This window comes from Chloracidobacterium validum, assembly GCF_018304825.1.
Lineage (GTDB): Bacteria > Acidobacteriota > Blastocatellia > Chloracidobacteriales > Chloracidobacteriaceae > Chloracidobacterium > Chloracidobacterium validum.
The window spans coordinates 428,922-446,902 of sequence record NZ_CP072648.1; the positions used below are offsets into that span (position 1 = coordinate 428,922).

Sequence of the window (17,981 nt, forward strand, 5' to 3'; positions counted from 1 at the left end):
ACCGTGGCTGAACTGCCAATCTACAACGATTCTTACCGTCCATCCTCAAACTGGGCCAAGCAGCTCGAAACCGCCCAACGCGCCCACCCGGCCGAAGTCATCCAGGTTGCCGGTGAGCGATTGCTACCTATGTGGGTGGAAGCGTTGCTGGCCTATGAACCGCCACCCCCGCCGGTGGTGGCGGTGGAAGACGTTGCGCGGTGGCTCCTGGCGCGGGCAACGGCAGTAGCGAAAGAGGAGCGCGATGCGCTCACCCGCGCTGATCTAACCCATGCCTACCAAACGTTGGTGGGCGGTGCAGCGGAGGCTCCGGTGTGGCGCGTGGAGGCAGGTTGCCCGCAGGTCGAAAGCCACCAGCCAGCCGCCCCGACCGCCGTGCCGCTGTTGCTGGATATGACGCTCGACTGGTTCACGACGGATGCCTTTGCCGAACTCCATCCAGTTGAGCAAGCCGGACTGTTTCACCTGCGCTTGTTGGACTTACAGCCTTTTGCCGCGCACAGTAATTTGCTTGTACGTCTGCTGTCGAGTTTTTATGTTTTGCGCGCTGGGTTGCCGCCGCTGATACCAGTCGCTCAGGAGCAAGCCGCTTACCAGGCCGCCATTGGGTATGCTTTTCAAATGATTACACAGCCGAGCTTGGAACTTTTTGCGCGGTGGCTGCTAGCGACCTATGCCCAGATTGAAGCCAAGCAGGAGGAGCATCCGTGAGATTTTTTCACGTAACGACCGGAGCGTTTCAGGCGCATACCTACTTTTTGATTTGCGAGCAGACCCGCCAAACGCTGGTAATTGATCCGGGAGAAGAATTCGAGGTCATCGCCGATGCCATTCGCGCGGAGCGGTTGGAGGTCGTGCGCATTGTCGTCTCACACGCTCACCTTGACCATTTCTGGAGTGCCGGGGCGCTCAAAGCCATGACCGGAGCGCCGATTCATCTGCATCCAGCGGATGACTTCCTCTACACGCAGTTACCGGAACAGGGTTCTTGGTTTGGCTTTGATCTGGAAGACGCGCCACCAGTGGATGTGTTTTTGAAAGATGGCGATGTGCTGACCTTTGGACGGGAACAAGTCAACGTACGGCACGTGCCCGGACATTCGCCCGGACACGTGATGCTTTATAACGAAGCCGATGCTTGGGTGGGCGATTGTTTGTTTGCTTCATCGGTTGGGCGGGTGGACTTACCAGGTGGTGATGGACCAACGCTCATCCGCTCAATTGAAGACCGCATTGTGACACTCGGTGAACACTATCGCATTCACCCAGGCCACGGGCCGTCAACCACCGTCGCCCGTGAGTTGAACGACAACCCATTCCTGGGCGGACGCATCCCGTGGAGGCCGTCCCTGTGAGTCATCGCTCGCTACGCTGGCAGCGGACTAGAATTTCGTAATGCTGATATCTTCAGCGCGCTCCTCCGGTTTGGTCAGGAAGAAGCCCAACACTGATCCACCAGCGGCAACGAAGCAGGCAACAGCAATCCAAAACTTGTAGGTTTCGGTTGACGAGGCCTGGCTCATATAAAGCCAAGCACCAACAATGGCCAGAAGAATCGCAACACTGAGTAATCCAATCCGAAGAGGGGACATAGGCTCAGCCTCCAAGGTGTAACGTCGTGAGGGTTGATGGTGTGGCAACTGAAGAACGCGCCGGTTCAGCCGCCAAGTGGTCAGGTTTCGCAAAGTGTTAACATTATTACATGATTAGAGAGGACTAGACAAGTCAGCCCGGCGCATGGGAAAAGAAAGTCATTGCGCTTTGTGAAGCCTGTGCTATCATCCGTGCTTTTCTGGGAAATTATGGTGCAGGGCACCGAGGAGGTTTATGCCGGCGTAGCTCAGTTGGTAGAGCAACTGACTTGTAATCAGTAGGTCGCGGGTTCGAGTCCCATCGCCGGCTCTTCAGAAAGGATCGTTGCAGGGGTGGCCGAGCGGTCAATGGCAGCAGACTGTAAATCTGCCCTCCGAGTGAGTTCACAGGTTCGAATCCTGTCCCCTGCACCAGCTTGGACCTGAGCGGGAGTAACTCAGTGGTAGAGTCACGGCCTTCCAAGCCGTTGGTCGCGAGTTCGAATCTCGTCTCCCGCTCCATCCACGCCCATATAGCTCAGTCGGTAGAGCACTTCCTTGGTAAGGAAGAGGTCACCGGTTCAAGTCCGGTTATGGGCTCTTGTGATTTTCGCGCGCCGTCCACCTCGCTGGTGGACGACGCACTATTTTTCGCGGCAACTCGCGCGGTTATTCATTGAGGTCTTGACATGTCAAAGGAGAAATTCGATCGGAGTAAAACGCACGTCAACATTGGGACGATTGGACACGTGGATCACGGGAAGACGACGTTGACGGCAGCGATTACGACGGTGTTGGCGAAGCGGAATCCGAAGGTGCAGAAGAAGAGCTACGACCAGATAGATGCGGCGCCGGAGGAGAAAGCGCGTGGGATTACGATCAACACGGCGCACGTGGAGTATGAGACGGCGACGCGGCACTATGCGCACGTGGACTGCCCTGGGCATGCGGACTACATCAAGAACATGATCACGGGGGCGGCGCAGATGGATGGGGCGATTTTGGTGGTGGCGGCGACGGACGGGCCGATGCCCCAGACGCGGGAACACATTTTGCTGGCGCGGCAGGTTGGGGTGCCGGCGATGGTGGTGTTCATGAACAAGTGCGACATGGTGGATGACGCGGAGTTGCTGGACTTGGTGGAGTTGGAAGTGCGGGAGTTGTTGTCGAAGTATGACTTTCCTGGGGATGACATTCCGGTGATTCGGGGGAGCGCCCTGGGTGGACTGAACGGGGAAGCGAAGTGGGAGGAAAAGATTGAGGAGCTGATGGCGGCGGTGGACAACTACATTCCGACGCCGGTGCGGGACATTGACAAGCCGTTTTTGATGCCTGTGGAGGATGTGTTTTCGATATCTGGGCGTGGGACGGTGGCGACGGGGCGCGTGGAGCGCGGGGTCGTGAAGGTGTCGGACGAGGTTGAGGTGGTTGGGATTCGGGAGACGCGCAAGACGGTGGTGACCGGGGTGGAGATGTTCCGGAAGCTGCTGGATCAGGGGCAGGCCGGGGACAACGTAGGGTTGCTGCTGCGGGGCGTGGATCGGCGGGACATCGAGCGGGGGCAGGTGATAGCGAAGCCTGGGACGATTACGCCGCACACGAAGTTCAAGGCAGAGGTGTACGTGTTGACGAAGGAGGAAGGTGGGCGGCACACGCCATTTTTCAAGGGGTATCGGCCACAGTTTTACTTTCGGACGACGGACGTGACTGGGGTGGCGGAGCTGCCGGATGGGGTGGAGATGGTGATGCCGGGGGACAACGTGGCGTTGGCGGTGGAGTTGATAACGCCGATTGCGATGGAGAAGGGGCTGCGGTTTGCGATTCGGGAAGGAAGCCGGACGGTGGGCGCTGGCACGATTTCCGAAATCATCGAATAGGCTGTTTGGGTTCTGTAGGGGTATGGTGTCAATGGTTAGCACGTCGGTCTCCAAAACCGAAAGTACGGGTTCGAGTCCTGTTACCCCTGCCAATCCAGTTTGAATGAACACTGAAGTCAAGCAGTGTTCGGGGTACTTCATGGAACGAGCTTCCGAAACAGTGACTGCGCCGGCGGACAAGCCAACTGCCTCGGTTTCAAAGCTAACTGGCTGGTGGTCGTCTTCGGTGCAGTTTCTGCGCGATACACGAGACGAGCTGAAGCAGGTGACCTGGCCGACGCGGAAAGAGGTCTATGATACGACACTGGTCGTGATCGGCATCGTCACATTCTTTGGTTTCTTTTTATGGGGCGTGGATGTCGTGGTGGCACGCATCCTCGACGCCTTTTTGAAGTGGTTGGCCTAGGGATGCGCAACCCAAAGCGTGTGACCCAAGCGCGCGATGGCTGAGACGGTTTATGGCAAAACGCTGGTACATCATTCACACATACTCAGGCCATGAGAAAAAAGTGCGCGAAAGCCTCCAGACGCGCCTCAGAGCCTATGGTATGGAAGACGAAGTGACGGAAGTCCTCATTCCATCTGAAACGGTCGTCGAAATGCGTGGCAATAAGCGCGTTGAAACTTCGCGGATGATTTTCCCGGGCTATGTTCTTGTCCAGATCGAAACCGACGACACGACAGGGGAGATGTCCGAGCGGGTGTGGCATACCATCAAAAACACCCCCAAAGTCACAAGTTTCATCGGTGGACAGAAGCCAACCGCGCTCACTGAGGAAGAAGTCAATCAAATCATCAACCACGTTACCGAAACCACCGATCACCCTAAGCCAAAGGTCCTGTTTTCGACCGGTGAGACGGTGCGCATCATCAGTGGCCCTTTTACGGGTTTTACGGGTGTGGTTGAAGAAATCAACGTCGAGCGCAACACGCTAAAAGTTATGGTGACGATCTTCGGCCGGGCGACACCGGTTGAACTCGACTTTCTCGGCGTTGAGAAACCCAACTTCACAGAATCCTAGACACTTGTTGAGCTGCAAGGGCGTTGTGCTGCCGACAGCTACACCAAGTCGTCCCGTAGGCGAAAGATATGGCAAAGAAAGTTACGGCATATATCAAGCTTCAAGTGCAGGCCGGAAAAGCGAACCCGGCCCCGCCGATTGGTCCCGCGCTAGGTCAGCACGGGGTCAACATCATGGAGTTCTGCAAGCAGTTCAATGCTCGGACGACCGACATGGGTGATCTCAAAATCCCAGTCGTTATTACCGTCTATGCCGACAAATCATTCACATTTGTGACCAAGACACCCCCGGTGCCAGACCTCATCAAAAAGACACTGGGGATTACCAGCGGCGCGGCGCGTCCAGGGCGTGAGCGGATTGGAAAGTTGACGATGGCGCAAGTGCGCCAGATTGCGGAAACAAAAATGCCGGACATGAACTGCGCTTCGCTGGAGTCCGCTATCCAGTCGGTCAAAGGTACGGCCCGCAGCATGGGGCTTGAGGTGGTGGAATAGGCGCTACCAAGGCGTCAACGGCATTCGGGGAGCGACCGGCCTGTCGCGTTTGCACCTGAAAGGAGACACACATGGGACGAATGGGGAAGAAGTATCGGGCAGCACTGGCCCAGATCGAGCCAGAGCGCCTCTACACCTTGGTTGAGGCAGTGCCGCTCATCAAGCGGATGGCCTTCGCAAAGTTTGACGAGACGGTTGAGGTTACGATGGTGCTGGGCGTTGATCCGCGCAAAGCGGACCAGATGGTGCGCGGAACCGTCGTTCTGCCAAACGGTCTTGGGAAAACGAAGCGGGTCGTCGTGATCGCCTCTGGTGAAAAGCAGGCGGAGGCGCGTGGGGTTGGTGCCGACGAAGTCGGCGGCGAGGAGTTTGTGGAGCGCATCAAAGGCGGTTGGCTCGACTTTGATGTTCTGATTGCCACGCCGGATATGATGAAGTCAGTCGGGACGCTGGGCAAGGTGCTCGGTCCGCGTGGGCTGATGCCGAATCCAAAGACCGGAACGGTAACGTTTGAAGTGGGCAAGGCAGTGCAGGAAGTCAAGGCCGGCAAGGTCGAGTTCCGGGTGGATAAAACCGGCGTGGTGCATGTTCCGGTTGGGCGCGTCTCCTTCTCTGAAGAAAAACTCATCGAAAACATTCGCACCCTGATTGATGCCGTGCTGCGCGCCAAGCCCTCGGCAAGCAAGGGAAGGTATGTGCGAGCGGCTTACTGTGGTTCGACGATGGGTCCCGCCGTGCCGCTCGCCCCGACAGAGTATCAGGGCTAACCAAACTACTTTGAATGAACGCTCTTGGCGCTGCCCTGAAGCAAGTGTGGCCTGCCGGGCGTGAGAGTTGAGTTGAGGAAAAGATGACGCGACAAGAGAAAATGTCGGAAGTAGAACAGTTGGCAGTGGCCTTCCAAGGGACTCGCCATGCGTTTCTCGTTGGCTTTCAGGGGATGACCGTGCAGGCTGACACGGCGCTGCGGAATGAGTTGCGTCGCGCTGGGGTGGGCTACCACGTCGTCAAAAACACCCTGGCTCGCCGGGCCGCCAAGGGAACCGTCCTGGAACAGTTAGGCGACAAGTTTAGGGGGCCAACCGCCGTGGCGCTTGCGCCCGAAGACCCGGTCGGCGCGGCGAAATTGCTCGTCAAGCTATTCAAGGACTATCAACAGTTTGCTTTCAAGGCAGGCGTTGTGGATGGGAGCGCCATCGCGGAGGGCGATGTCGAGGCCTTGGCCAACATGCCGTCTCGTGAGGAGTTGCTCTCCCGGATCATGTTCTTGGTCAACTCCGGGGCACAGCGGATTGCCTCTGTGACGAGCGGCGTCGCTCGGAATGTGGCAGTGGTGACGGCTCAGGTGCGCGACCAAAAGGCCGAGTGATATTCACGGTTGCGTTGCGCCGTGAGCGTTACTCTCAGTGCGCGAGCCGTTGACGCAAGCGTGAGGCCCTGATGCCAACCAGTGCTGAGTGGTGAGCAGGCAAAGGCTCGGCGGAAAACAAATACATCTTGTGATTTCACGTTCTAGTTCAGAAAGGTAGGAACGACCATGTCGGAGAAGTTGACGGCCATTGTTGATCAAATTGGCTCACTGACCTTGTTGGAAGCGGCTGAGCTTGTCAAGCTGATGGAAGCGAAGTTCGGCGTGTCAGCCGCCGCTGCGGCCGTGGCCATGCCGGCGGCCGGCGGCGCGGCGGCCGGCGCGCCAGCCGCCCCAGCCGAGGAAGCCAAAGACGAGTTTGATGTGATTCTCACCGCGGCCGGTGGAAACAAGATCAATGTCATCAAGGTGGTTAGAGAAATTACCTCGCTTGGTCTCAAGGAAGCCAAAGACCTCGTGGATGGCGCGCCCAAGCCAGTCAAGAGTGGCATTCCAAAGGCCGAAGCCGAAGCCATCAAGGCCAAATTGACCGATGCCGGTGCGTCGGTTGAAATCAAGTAGGTGGGCGATCACTACTGTCCGGGTGATACAAGTCTTCACCATCCTCAAGCTGAGTCTGGGCGGATGGTGAACCTTTTATCTACGAATCGCCAGAGGTCGAAACGTAGTTTCGACCTCTTTGGCTAGCTTGGTTTTCCACCAGCCGGGTGTGCTTTGGCCAGTTAAGGGCGCTACCTAGCTTACTTTGCTGAATACACACGAGTGACATTGTCTTGTCATTTGAGTATCGTGTTGTCACTTGCTTGTATGAGCATACAAGCCAGCCCTCGTCGTAGTTTACCCTCTCCCCGGATCTCTTCGCTGAACAAGTCTCTTTTTGGCTCCCCTCTATCTCACTCGTATCAGGTGGACGCATTGGTGGCGGGCAAGGTGTTACGTGCCCGCTGGCATCGTTTTCATTCCTGATGCGGAAAGGCTCGTCTCTGGCTTATGTCGTCGCGTAATGGTAAGGAGACGCAAGCGCGTCACGATTTCTCAAAGATCAAGACGGCGATTCGCATTCCGAACCTGATTGAGGTTCAACGCGAGTCTTACTATCGCTTCTTACAAATGGACAAGTTGCCCGAAGAGCGTGAAAACATCGGTCTTCAGGCGGTTTTCAAATCAGTATTTCCCATCAAGGATTTCCGCGATACGGCCCAGTTGAGCTTCGTCGAATACTCGATCGGTGAGTGGAAGTGCAAGTGCGGTAAAAACGAAGGTTTGCAGTTTCTTCGCTCAAACTGTCATAACTGTGGTGCGGTGATTCAAGTCGATCCGCTGTCAGGTGAGGATGTGATTTGTCACGCCTGCGGCGCCGCCAACAAAAATATCGTCACGACTTGTGACGTGTGCGGCGAGCCCGTTGGACTCAAGCACAAATATGAAGTGCGTGAGTGCCAAGAGCGCGGCATGACCTATGCCGTTCCGCTCAAGGTCAAGATCCGCCTGACGCTCTGGGACAAAGACGAGGAAACTGGACAACGCAGCTTGCGTAACTTCCTCGATGAAGATGTCTATTTTGGCGACATTCCGCTCATGACCGACAACGGAACGTTCATCATCAACGGGACCGAGCGTGTCATCGTTTCGCAGCTTCACCGCAGCCCAGGCGTATTTTTTGAAAAATCACCGACCTATTTGGCAAAAGTCATCCCATACCGCGGGTCGTGGGTTGAGTTTGAGTATGACCAGAAAAATCTGCTTTACGTTCGGATTGACCGAAAGCGGAAGTTTCTAGCGACCATCTTTCTGCGCGCGCTGGCGCTCATTCAGAAGCTCGACTTGGAAGGCATCGAGCGGGGCGATTATACCGACGCGCAAATTGAAGAACGTATCAAGGCGACGACCTGCGCCGATGTAGAAATCCTCCGGCAGTTTTACAACGTGGCCAATATCGAAATTCGGGATGGCGTGCTGTGGTTCCCGGTGAATCCGCTCCTGCTGGACCTGCGCCTGACGAACGGCGTCAAGCATCCCGAAACCGGCGAGGTATTGCTGCGTCCAGGGCAGAAGGTTCTCCCGAAGCACCTGAGCACGTTCCGTGAAGCCGGCGTGACAATGATTCCAGTGAACACGCCAGACTTGCCCGGCGCGGTGGCCCTGTCTGATGTAGTGGACGCCGCGACTGGCGAGGTTGTGATTGAGTCCGGCACGGAGCTGACCGCGCGCGAGTACGAGAAGCTGTTTGCCGCGAACGTCGAAAGCTTTGAGATGTACTTCCCAGAGCGCGACGACATTGGGACAATTCTCCAGCAAACGCTCAAGAAAGACACCATTCGCCGGCCCGTGGACGCACTTCTAGAAATTTATCGCAAGATGCGTCCGGGTGATCCGCCCACTGTCATCACGGCGTGGAATCTGTTCCACGGGATGTTCTTTGACGCTCGAAAATTCGACTTCTCGCGCGTGGGTCGCCTCAAGTTCAACATCAAGATGGGGCATCCCGAACGGGCCAACCTGGATCAGCAAACCCTTTCGTCAAAGGATTTTGTGGATGTCATCACCTATTTGCTCAAGCTCCGCAAGGGGCGTGCCATTGGCCCAGATGGACGCGAGATGAACTACGACGCCGATGACATTGACCACTTGGGCAATCGGCGGGTGCGCGCCGTGGGCGAGCTGCTCGAGAACCAGTTTCGTTTGGGGTTGGTGCGCATGGAGCGGGCGATCAAGGAAAAGATGTCCATTCACCAGGAAATGCAACAAGCCATGCCGCGCGACCTAGTCAATGCCAAGCCCGTCATGGCGGCGGTACGCGAGTTTTTTGGCTCATCGCAGCTTTCGCAGTTCATGGACCAGACCAACCCGCTGTCAGAAATCACACACAAGCGGCGGCTTTCGGCGCTTGGCCCCGGTGGGCTGTCGCGCGAGCGGGCGGGCTTCGAGGTACGGGACGTTCACCCGACGCACTACGGCCGCATTTGCCCGATTGAAACGCCGGAAGGTCCCAACATCGGCTTGATTTCATCGCTATCGTGTTTTGCGCGGATCAATGAGTTTGGCTTTATCGAGTCGCCCTACCGCAAGGTGGAAAATGGGCGGGTGATTGAGTACGTCCGCATTACCAATGGCGGGGATACGGCGCTGCGGCCCGGGACGCACCTGCCGCTGGCCGACGCCGAGGCCGCCAACGCGGCGCTGGCGCCCGGTCAAAAGCCGGCCGAGTATGAAGCCTATCCCTTCTACCTGTCGGCCTGGGAAGAAGATAAACATACGATTGGGCAGGCGAATATCCACCTGAACGACAAGCTCGAAATCGTGGATGAGCGAGTATCATCCCGCAAGACCGGGGATTTCCGGGAAGTGTCACGTCACGATATCCAGTTCATGGATGTGTCGCCCAAACAGCTTGTGTCGGTGGCTGCCGCGCTCGTGCCTTTTTTGGAGCATGACGACGCCAACCGGGCGCTGATGGGGGCAAACATGCAGCGGCAGGCCGTGCCCCTCCTGCGCGCTGAAGCCCCGCTCATCGGCACCGGCATGGAGCGTGTGACGGCGCAGGATTCCGGGGCGGTGGTCATTGCGCGCCGGGATGGCATCGTGGATAGCGTTGATTCTGAGCGCATCATCATTCGCGTGGATACCAAGCAGCCGGGCACGCTCTCCCGTGAAGTGACCGCCGATATTTACCAGTTGGTCAAGTTCCGCCGTTCCAACCAGAGCACCTGCATCAACCAGAAACCAATCGTCCGCGTTGGGCAGCGGGTCAAAAAAGGCGATGTGCTGGCAGACGGGCCGTGCACTGACCAGGGGGAACTGGCGCTGGGGCGCAACGTCCTGGTGGCCTTCATGCCCTGGCGTGGATACAACTTTGAAGACGCCATCCTGATTTCACAAAAGCTCGTCCAGGAAGACGCCTACACCTCGATCCACATCGAAGAGCTTGAGATTGAAGCTCGTGACACAAAACTCGGTCCTGAAGAAATCACCCGCGATATTCCCAATGTCTCAGAGTCCAGCCTGCGTGACTTGGATGAGTCTGGGATCATTCGCATTGGGGCGCGCGTCAAGCCGGGTTCGATTCTGGTCGGCAAGGTCACGCCCAAGGGCGAAACGCAGCTTACGGCTGAGGAAAAGCTTCTTCGCGCCATTTTTGGTGAAAAGGCCGGCGACGTGCGCGATGCGTCACTGACCTGCCCGCCGGGCATCGAGGGGACGGTTGTTGACGTCAAGATTTTTACCCGCAAGGGACAGGAAAAGTGCAAACGGTCGCTCGCCATCGAAGAAGAAGAAGAAAGTCGCCTGCGCAAAAACCTCGATGACGAACGGCGCATTCTTGAAGACGAACGCAACAAGCGGATTTATGAAATCCTCGAGGGGCAAAAAGTCGCCAAGGATGTGCTCGTCAACAAGCGCGCGGTGCTGGGCAAAGGGGAAGTGCTGACGCTCGACTTTCTGAAGACGCTTGACTTGGCGACGCTCAAAAAAATCGAGCTTCAGAATCCGAAGATTGATGTCGCGGCCGAAATCAAGGAACTCGAAGACTTCACCAAGCGGCAGTTCAGCATCTTGCAGAAGCTTCACGAGGAAAAAGTTGAAAAGCTCAAGCGCGGCGACGAGTTGCCGCCGGGCGTCATCAAGATGGTCAAGGTCTTCGTCGCCATGAAGCGCAAGCTCTCAGTGGGTGACAAGATGGCCGGCCGGCACGGCAACAAGGGCGTCATTGCGCAGATTCTGGCCGAAGAGGATATGCCCTACCTCCCGGATGGGCGGCCGGTGGAAATCGTGCTCAATCCGCTGGGCGTGCCATCGCGGATGAACGTCGGGCAGATTCTCGAAACGCACCTAGGTTGGGCGGCGCATGTGCTGGGCGTGCGATTTGCCACGCCGGTCTTTGATGGCGCGTCCGAAGCCGAAGTCAAGCAAAAGCTGGCCGAGGCGGCGGCGCTGCGGGAGTCGCGCGGCGAGCTGCCGATGATCAACCAGTCGGGCAAGACGGTGCTTTACGATGGGATGACCGGTGAGCCGTTCGAACAGTTGGTCACGGTTGGCTACATCTACATGCTCAAGTTGTCCCACCTCGTGGACGACAAGATTCATGCTCGCTCGATTGGGCCATATTCGCTCATCACCCAGCAACCGCTGGGTGGCAAGGCGCAGTTTGGCGGTCAGCGGTTTGGAGAAATGGAAGTCTGGGCGCTTGAAGCCTATGGCGCGGCGCACATTCTCCAGGAACTCCTCACGGCGAAGTCCGATGACGTGGCCGGGCGCTCGAAGAGCTATGAGGCCATCGTCAAAGGGGAAACCGATTTCGATCCTGGCGTTCCAGAATCCTTCAACGTGTTGGTTCGTGAGCTACAGTCGCTGTGTCTGGACGTTGAACTCGTCAAGCGCTCGGACGAGTCAGACGGGACTTCTGCTGAGTCAGGCGCGGCGGTATCGCATCGCTGAGGACGGTCAACCCGTGGCGGTGCGGATGCGTTCTGGCACCGCCACCTTTGCTCACTTTGGAGGTCATCCATGTTCAGATATCAGGACAAGCAAACCGTCGCGCCCGACTTTGAAGCCATTCGGATTTCGCTCGCCTCGCCAGACAAGATACGGTCGTGGTCGCGTGGCGAAGTAACCAAGCCAGAGACCATCAACTATCGGACGTTCAAGCCGGAACGGGACGGTTTGTTCTGCGCGCGGATTTTTGGACCCATCACCGACTGGGAATGCTTGTGCGGCAAGTACAAGCGGATGAAGTACCGCGGGGTGGTCTGCGACAAGTGCGGTGTGGAAGTGACCCTCTCGCGGGTTCGGCGGGAACGGCTGGGGCATATCGAGCTGGCCTCGCCCTGCTCGCACGTCTGGTTTTTCAAGGGACTCCCCAGCCGGATCGGCCACTTGCTTGACATTCCGCTGCGCGACTTGGAGAAGGTGCTGTATTACGAGTCCTACATCGTGGTGGATGCGGGCGATATGCCGGACATCAAAGAGAAGGACCTCCTGACGGATGAGCAGTATCGCAAGCTCTTTGACGCCTATCCGGGGCAGTTCATCGCGCGGATGGGGGCGGAGGCGATCAAAACGCTCCTGGAGCGCGTGGACTGTGATGCCTTGGCTGAGGAACTGCGCCAGAAGATGCGCGAAGAGACCTCACAGCAGAAGAAGCTCAAGCTGGCGAAGCGGCTCAAGGTCGTAGATGCCTTCCGGCGTTCGGGCAACCGTCCAGAATGGATGATTCTCGATGTCATTCCGGTCATCCCGCCTGAGCTGCGTCCCCTGGTGCCGCTCGACGGCGGACGCTTCGCCACCTCGGATTTGAACGACCTCTACCGGCGCGTCATCAACCGCAACAACCGCCTGCGCAAGCTGCTTGACCTCAAAGCGCCGGAAGTCATCGTCCGCAATGAGAAGCGCATGCTCCAGGAAGCCGTGGACGCACTTTTTGACAACGGCCGCCGGGGGCGCGTCCTGCGTGGCGCCAACAACCGTCCGCTCAAGTCGCTTTCCGACACACTCAAAGGGAAAACCGGACGCTTTCGGCAGAACTTGCTGGGCAAGCGGGTGGATTATTCCGGTCGCTCGGTTATTGTCGTTGGGCCGGAACTCAAGCTGCATCAGTGCGGGCTTCCAAAGAAAATGGCGCTGGAGCTGTTCAAGCCATTCATTTACCACCAGCTCGAGAAGCAAAAGCACGCCCAGACGATCAAGCAGGCCAAGGAAATGGTGGATCGCCAAGCGCCAGAGGTCTGGGACATCCTGGAGGAAGTCATTCGGGAACATCCGGTGCTACTCAACCGTGCGCCGACGCTCCACCGGCTCGGTATTCAAGCCTTTGAGCCGGTGCTGGTCGAGGGCAAGGCCATCAAGATTCACCCCTTGGTGTGCACGGCGTTCAACGCCGATTTTGATGGCGACCAGATGGCGGTTCACATCCCGCTGTCGCACGAAGCCCAGATCGAAGCCGCTGTCCTGATGCGAGCGGACAACAACATCCTGTCGCCGGCCAATGGGCAGCCGATTGCCGTGCCCACCCAGGATGTCGTGCTTGGGTGTTACTATCTGACCTACGAGCGAAAGGACGATCCGAAAGGCGGACGCGCCTTTGCCAGTCTCGATGATGTGGTCATCGCCCACGATGCTGGCGTGGTCAATACCCAGTCACCCATCAAGCTCCACTACGAGGGGCTGCTCATTGATCTGGAACAAGAGCGCAACCAACAAGACTTGCTCCGGGCAACCCCGCGCCATGTACGACAGGTCATTAGCACCACGGTTGGCCGGGTTATCTTCAATCAGTCTCTGCCGGAGGGGATGCCGTTTGTCAATGGTGTCCTCAAGAAGAAAGGTCTCCAGTCGTTGGTGAGTTACTGTCAGCTCAACCACGGCTTGGAAACGACGGTGAAGATGCTCGATTCGCTCAAGTCAATGGGCTTCCTCTATGCGATGAAGGCGGGTATCTCGATTGGAATTGACGACCTCGTGACGCCGCCGCGCAAGGCGGAACTCATTGCTGCAGCCGACCGTGAAGTGGCGCGTTTCCAAAAGGAGTATGAGGAAGGTAGCATCACCGACGGAGAGCGCTACAACAAGGTCGTGGCCACTTGGTCGCAGACGACGGAAGCTGTCGCCAAGGAAATGAGCGAAGCCATGAAGTCGTCTGAAAAAAACAACAACGAACTCAATCCCATCATGGTCATGGCGGATTCCGGGGCGCGTGGCTCGGCCCAGCAAATTCGTCAGTTGGCCGGAATGCGCGGGCTGATGGCCAAGCCGTCGGGCGCCATCATTGAAAAGCCCATTCGCGCCAACTTCCGCGAAGGCTTGGACGTTTTGGAGTACTTCATCTCGACGCACGGGGCGCGCAAGGGACTCGCTGACACCGCGCTCAAAACAGCCGATTCAGGTTATTTGACGCGGCGGCTCGTGGATGTCGCGCAGGATGTCATCGTGTCGGAAGAAGATTGCGGCACGATTCGTGGCATCTGGGTCGAAGCCATCAGTGAGGGGGGCGAAATCATCGAACCCCTGCGCGACCGCATCATCGGGCGGGTGGCGCTTGACGACATCGTTGACCCGGTGACAGGGGACGTGCTGGTGCAGGCCAACCAGGAAATCACCGAAAAGCTGGCGGCCGAAATTCAGGATGCCGGCGGCATCGAGCGCGTCAAGCTCCGTTCGGTACTAACCTGTGAAGCGCGTCGGGGCGTATGCATCAAGTGCTACGGCCGAAACCTGGCAACCGGGCGCATGGTCGAGTTGGGCGAGGCCGTTGGCGTCATTGCCGCTCAATCCATCGGCGAGCCGGGGACGCAGCTCACCATGCGCACCTTCCACTTGGGTGGCGCCGTGAGTGGTTCTTCCGAGCAGTCTTCCCACGAGGCCCGCAAGGCCGGGCGCGTGAAGTTTGAAGACCTGCGCACGGTGACTGGGCGCGATGGAAAGCTGGTGGCGATGAACCGCACCGGATACATCGTGCTGATTGATGAAAACCGAAGCAATCGAGAGATTGGGCGGTATCAAGTCGTCTATGGCGCGCGACTTGCCGTGACCGACGGCCAGCTCGTCGAAGATGGAGATACCTTGGCGACGTGGGACCCGTACACCTTTTCAATCCTGACCGAGGTGGAAGGCACGGTGCGGTATCACGATCTCATCGAGGGCATCACGATTCAGGAAGACATTGATGCCAACACCGGCAACCGCAGCATGATTGTCCGTGAGGCGACGGATGAGAAGCGACAGCCGCGCATCGAAGTCCTGGCTGATGATGGCAAGACCGTCCTCAAGGCCTATCAGATGCCGGTTCGGGCAAACCTGAGTGTGCGTGATGGGGATCGGGTGTTGCCGGGCGATGTCATCGCCAAGATTCCCCGCGAGTCAACCCGCGCCAAGGACATCACCGGCGGTTTGCCCCGCATCACGGAGCTGTTCGAGGCCCGGAAACCACGCGAAACGGCTGTGATGGCTGAAATCGATGGCGTGGTCAAGTTCGGCAACATCGTCAAGGGCCAGCGCAAGGTGCAAATCATTGGCGATGACGGTGAAACGCGCGAGTACTCAATCCCGAAAGGCGTCAACATGTTTATCCAGGAAGGCGACCGCGTCAAAGCCGGTGAGCCGCTCGTGGATGGACCACTCAACCCGCATGACATCCTGGCCATTCAGGGCATGGATGCGCTCCAGCGGTATCTCGTCAATGAAATTCAGGAAGTCTATCGCCTGCAAGGCGTAAACATTGCCGACAAGCACATCGAGGTCATTGTTCGCCAGATGCTGCGGTGGGTGCGCGTCAAAGATGTCGGCGACACCGATTTTCTCATTGACGAACAAGTGGATCGCTTCCGCTTCGAAGATGAAAACAACCGGGTGATGGAAGCTGGGGGACAACGAGCAACGGCAGAGCCACTCTTGCTAGGAATCACCAAGGCTTCACTGTCAACGGAAAGCTTTATCTCGGCGGCGAGTTTCCAAGAGACGACCCGCGTATTGACGGAAGCTGCCATCTCTGGTCGCGTGGATTACCTGCGCGGTCTCAAGGAAAACGTCATCATGGGACGCCTCATTCCAGCCGGCACCGGGATGGAGTATTACCGCCGGGTACGCCTCTACGAAGAAAAGCGCTTTGACATGGATGACAACCGGTCTGATTCTGAAGCCTATCACTTCGACGATGCCATGACGCAGATGGTCGAAGAGGATATTCAGATTCGGAAGGCAGCGAAAGCGAGCGAATAGCTTCTCGGACGTTTCGAGAGCGGCAACCTGATGGGCGCGCGTCCTGGGAGCACTCCCGGCGCGCGCCTTTCACGTTGGTCCGTGGCTAGGTAGTCCAAGTTGACTGACCAGGAGAAGCCCAATGGCAGTAGATGAAAAGGTCCGCCTTGCCCAAGCCTTGCGCCAAAGCCGCGCTCCGATGCTTGACCGACCATCCATCGGCAGTTGGTTGCAAGCCTGGGCCGCGCAGCGGCCAACGGCGCCGGCGCTGGTTGCCTATGACGCGCAGGGAACACGGAGCGAAGTCAGCTATGCCACCTTATGGGAAGCTGTCCAAGCCGGGGCGGCCGCGTTGCAGGCACAGGGCATTGCTCCAGGTGACCGCGTAGCGACGCTTGCCCACAATGACGGCGAGACGGTCATTGCGTATCTCTCCATCTGGACCCTTGGCGCCTGTGTGGTTCCGGTCAATATGACCGAAGAGGCCGAGCGGCGGCGGTTCATCGTTGAAAATTCTGAAGCGCGGCTGATCCTGGCCCTTGACGACTATCTTGATGAAGCGGAGGCATTGGCCGCCACGCTACCGACGGTGTGTGGAGCGCTCCCACTTGAATCCAAGCAGTGGCGTGCGGTGACCGTCAGCTCCGCTTACTGCCCGGACGCGGAGCCAAACCGCGAGGCCCTGATTGTGTACACGTCTGGCACGACTGGCCCACCAAAAGGCGTGGTCTTGACGCAGGCCAACTTGCTGCTTGACGCGCAGGCGTTACGTGACTGGCACCGCGTCATGCCAGATGACGCGCTGATGTGCGTTCTGCCCATTCACCATGTCAACGGCATCGTCGTCACCTTGTTGACCCCGCTGGTCGCAGGCGCGCGCACGGTGCTGAATCACAAATTTTCGCCGATGACGTTTTGGCAGCGGATTGCCCGCGAACGGGTGCGGATCGTGAGCGTCGTTCCAACGCTGCTCGCCTTTTTGCTGGAGCGGCCGGCTGGGCTTGCTTCCGAGAATGTCACCGGGCTGTCGCACCTCATCTGTGGTGCCGGCCCGCTGACGGTCGAGTTGGCGCGCCAATTTGAGGAGACCTTTGGCATTCGCATCGTCCATGGCTATGGACTGAGTGAAACAACCTGTTACTCGACGATGCTTCCACTGGATTTGACGCCGGAAGAGCATCGGCACTGGATGCGGGACTTTGGTTTTCCATCCATCGGGGTGGCACTGCCGGTTTGTGACGTGGCCATTCACGACGCCGATGGCAATGCCTTGCCGCCCGGTCAGCGCGGTGAAATCGTGGTCTGTGGGCCGAGCGTCATGGCGGGGTATTTCAAGCGCCCCGACGCCAATGCCGATGCCTTCACGCATGGCTGGTTTCGGACCGGAGACGAAGGCTTTTACGAGCGGGACGAGCAGGGGCGAGCTTTTTTCTTCATCACCGGGCGCATCAAAGAACTCATCATTCGCGGGGGTGTCAACCTTTCACCCTTCGAGATTGACGAAGCGCTATCGCACATTCCCGGCGTCAAGTGCGGCTTGGCCGTTGGTTTTGAAAATCGCTGGTACGGCGAGGAAGTTGGAGCCTACGTGGTGCTGGAAGATGGCGTCACACTCAACGCCGAAACCGTTCTCCAGGCGGCACGTCAGCGTCTGCCCTTTCACAAAGCGCCCAAGGTGGTGGTTTTTGGCACCGAAATACCGGTGACGTCGACCGGCAAGTACCAGCGCAACAAGCTCAAGCCCTATTTTGCAACCTGGCGTGAAACCCAGTTTACGGCATCCTGAGCCGGCTCTGGCTGGAGCCGCTTCGGCAAAAGCTGGTTGTCTGTTGGATGATGATAGGGGCAATGTCGGCAGCCCGATCCACAGCACTGCCCACGCACCAGCAGGTAGTGCGCCGTAAACACATAGCGCCCCTGCTCGATGTAGTAGTCGCGACCTTCCAGAAGTGCCATCCCGG

Annotated in this window: 14 protein-coding genes and 5 tRNA genes; 17 read left to right on the forward strand and 2 right to left on the reverse strand. The window is 57.9% G+C overall.

Features of this window, described 5'->3' with window-relative positions:
* Nucleotides 1–3 precede the first annotated feature (3 nt).
* Both J8C06_RS01770 and J8C06_RS01775 read left to right on the forward strand, forming a co-directional pair.
* The gene (locus J8C06_RS01770; RefSeq protein WP_211429089.1) at nt 4–711 is read left to right on the forward strand and encodes a Fic family protein; all 708 of its coding nucleotides are present in this window, start codon (nt 4–6) and stop codon (nt 709–711) included.
* The gene (locus J8C06_RS01775) at nt 708–1,355 is read left to right on the forward strand and encodes an MBL fold metallo-hydrolase (protein WP_211429090.1); all 648 of its coding nucleotides are present in this window, start codon (nt 708–710) and stop codon (nt 1,353–1,355) included. Before J8C06_RS01770 ends, J8C06_RS01775 begins: the two co-directional genes overlap by 4 nt.
* Nucleotides 1,356–1,382: 27 nt before the next feature.
* On the opposite strand, the gene J8C06_RS01780 is transcribed toward J8C06_RS01775, so the two are convergent.
* Nucleotides 1,383–1,592, reverse strand: a complete 210-nt coding sequence (locus J8C06_RS01780) for a hypothetical protein (protein ID WP_211429091.1) — start codon at nt 1,590–1,592, stop codon at nt 1,383–1,385.
* A 237-nt stretch (nt 1,593–1,829) separates the two neighbouring features.
* Here J8C06_RS01780 and J8C06_RS01785 point away from each other — a divergent pair.
* From J8C06_RS01785 to J8C06_RS01855, 15 genes are all read left to right on the forward strand, one after another.
* Nucleotides 1,830–1,902: transfer RNA gene (locus J8C06_RS01785), tRNA-Thr, on the forward strand.
* A gap of 17 nt (nt 1,903–1,919) precedes the next feature.
* A tRNA-Tyr gene (locus J8C06_RS01790) sits at nt 1,920–2,006 on the forward strand.
* A gap of 12 nt (nt 2,007–2,018) precedes the next feature.
* A tRNA-Gly gene (locus tag J8C06_RS01795) sits at nt 2,019–2,093 on the forward strand.
* Nucleotides 2,094–2,098: 5 nt separating this feature from the next.
* Nucleotides 2,099–2,171 (forward strand) — tRNA-Thr (locus J8C06_RS01800).
* A gap of 89 nt (nt 2,172–2,260) precedes the next feature.
* Nucleotides 2,261–3,448 carry an elongation factor Tu gene (gene tuf, locus J8C06_RS01805; RefSeq protein ID WP_211429092.1) on the forward strand — a complete coding sequence of 396 codons (1,188 nt, stop codon included), beginning with the start codon at nt 2,261–2,263 and terminating at the stop codon, nt 3,446–3,448.
* Between the two features lie 16 nt (nt 3,449–3,464).
* Nucleotides 3,465–3,540: transfer RNA gene (locus tag J8C06_RS01810), tRNA-Trp, on the forward strand.
* Between the two features lie 11 nt (nt 3,541–3,551).
* A complete protein-coding gene (gene secE / locus J8C06_RS15110) occupies nt 3,552–3,854 on the forward strand; it encodes a preprotein translocase subunit SecE (RefSeq protein ID WP_246602061.1) in 303 nt (100 codons plus the stop codon).
* A 52-nt stretch (nt 3,855–3,906) separates the two neighbouring features.
* Entirely contained in the window at nt 3,907–4,470 is a 564-nt protein-coding gene (gene nusG, locus J8C06_RS01820; protein ID WP_211429093.1) for a transcription termination/antitermination protein NusG, read from the forward strand.
* Nucleotides 4,471–4,538: 68 nt separating this feature from the next.
* Nucleotides 4,539–4,964, forward strand: a complete 426-nt coding sequence (gene rplK / locus J8C06_RS01825; protein WP_211429094.1) for a 50S ribosomal protein L11 — start codon at nt 4,539–4,541, stop codon at nt 4,962–4,964.
* A gap of 71 nt (nt 4,965–5,035) precedes the next feature.
* Entirely contained in the window at nt 5,036–5,731 is a 696-nt protein-coding gene (gene rplA, locus J8C06_RS01830) for a 50S ribosomal protein L1 (RefSeq protein ID WP_211429095.1), read from the forward strand.
* A gap of 83 nt (nt 5,732–5,814) precedes the next feature.
* Nucleotides 5,815–6,333, forward strand: a complete 519-nt coding sequence (rplJ, locus tag J8C06_RS01835) for a 50S ribosomal protein L10 (RefSeq protein ID WP_211429096.1) — start codon at nt 5,815–5,817, stop codon at nt 6,331–6,333.
* 168 nt (nt 6,334–6,501) lie between these two features.
* Nucleotides 6,502–6,894 (forward strand): 50S ribosomal protein L7/L12, encoded by a 393-nt coding sequence (gene rplL / locus J8C06_RS01840; RefSeq protein WP_211429097.1) that lies wholly within the window; start codon nt 6,502–6,504, stop codon nt 6,892–6,894.
* Between the two features lie 429 nt (nt 6,895–7,323).
* The gene (rpoB, locus tag J8C06_RS01845; protein ID WP_211429098.1) at nt 7,324–11,766 is read left to right on the forward strand and encodes a DNA-directed RNA polymerase subunit beta; all 4,443 of its coding nucleotides are present in this window, start codon (nt 7,324–7,326) and stop codon (nt 11,764–11,766) included.
* A gap of 69 nt (nt 11,767–11,835) precedes the next feature.
* Nucleotides 11,836–16,041: a DNA-directed RNA polymerase subunit beta' gene (gene rpoC / locus J8C06_RS01850; protein WP_211429099.1), complete on the forward strand. Its 4,206-nt coding sequence runs from the start codon at nt 11,836–11,838 to the stop codon at nt 16,039–16,041.
* A gap of 121 nt (nt 16,042–16,162) precedes the next feature.
* Nucleotides 16,163–17,806, forward strand: a complete 1,644-nt coding sequence (locus J8C06_RS01855; protein WP_211429100.1) for a class I adenylate-forming enzyme family protein — start codon at nt 16,163–16,165, stop codon at nt 17,804–17,806.
* Here J8C06_RS01855 and J8C06_RS01860 read toward each other — a convergent pair.
* On the reverse strand, nt 17,764–17,976 hold the full coding sequence (locus J8C06_RS01860) for a DUF5522 domain-containing protein (protein WP_211429101.1): 213 nt from the start codon (nt 17,974–17,976) through the stop codon (nt 17,764–17,766). The two genes, J8C06_RS01855 and J8C06_RS01860, sit on opposite strands and share 43 nt — an antisense overlap.
* Nucleotides 17,977–17,981: the final 5 nt, after the last annotated feature.

Coding starts and splice junctions, on each gene's coding strand:
- J8C06_RS01860 (WP_211429101.1), bottom strand. CDS start 17,976: ATGGCACTTCTGGAAGGTCGCGACTACTACATCGAGCAGGGGCGCTAT.
- rplL (WP_211429097.1), top strand. CDS start 6,502: ATGTCGGAGAAGTTGACGGCCATTGTTGATCAAATTGGCTCACTGACC.
- rpoC (WP_211429099.1), top strand. CDS start 11,836: ATGTTCAGATATCAGGACAAGCAAACCGTCGCGCCCGACTTTGAAGCC.
- rplJ (WP_211429096.1), top strand. CDS start 5,815: ATGACGCGACAAGAGAAAATGTCGGAAGTAGAACAGTTGGCAGTGGCC.
- tuf (WP_211429092.1), top strand. CDS start 2,261: ATGTCAAAGGAGAAATTCGATCGGAGTAAAACGCACGTCAACATTGGG.
- nusG (WP_211429093.1), top strand. CDS start 3,907: ATGGCAAAACGCTGGTACATCATTCACACATACTCAGGCCATGAGAAA.
- J8C06_RS01855 (WP_211429100.1), top strand. CDS start 16,163: ATGGCAGTAGATGAAAAGGTCCGCCTTGCCCAAGCCTTGCGCCAAAGC.
- rpoB (WP_211429098.1), top strand. CDS start 7,324: ATGTCGTCGCGTAATGGTAAGGAGACGCAAGCGCGTCACGATTTCTCA.
- secE (WP_246602061.1), top strand. CDS start 3,552: ATGAACACTGAAGTCAAGCAGTGTTCGGGGTACTTCATGGAACGAGCT.
- rplK (WP_211429094.1), top strand. CDS start 4,539: ATGGCAAAGAAAGTTACGGCATATATCAAGCTTCAAGTGCAGGCCGGA.
- J8C06_RS01780 (WP_211429091.1), bottom strand. CDS start 1,592: ATGTCCCCTCTTCGGATTGGATTACTCAGTGTTGCGATTCTTCTGGCC.
- rplA (WP_211429095.1), top strand. CDS start 5,036: ATGGGACGAATGGGGAAGAAGTATCGGGCAGCACTGGCCCAGATCGAG.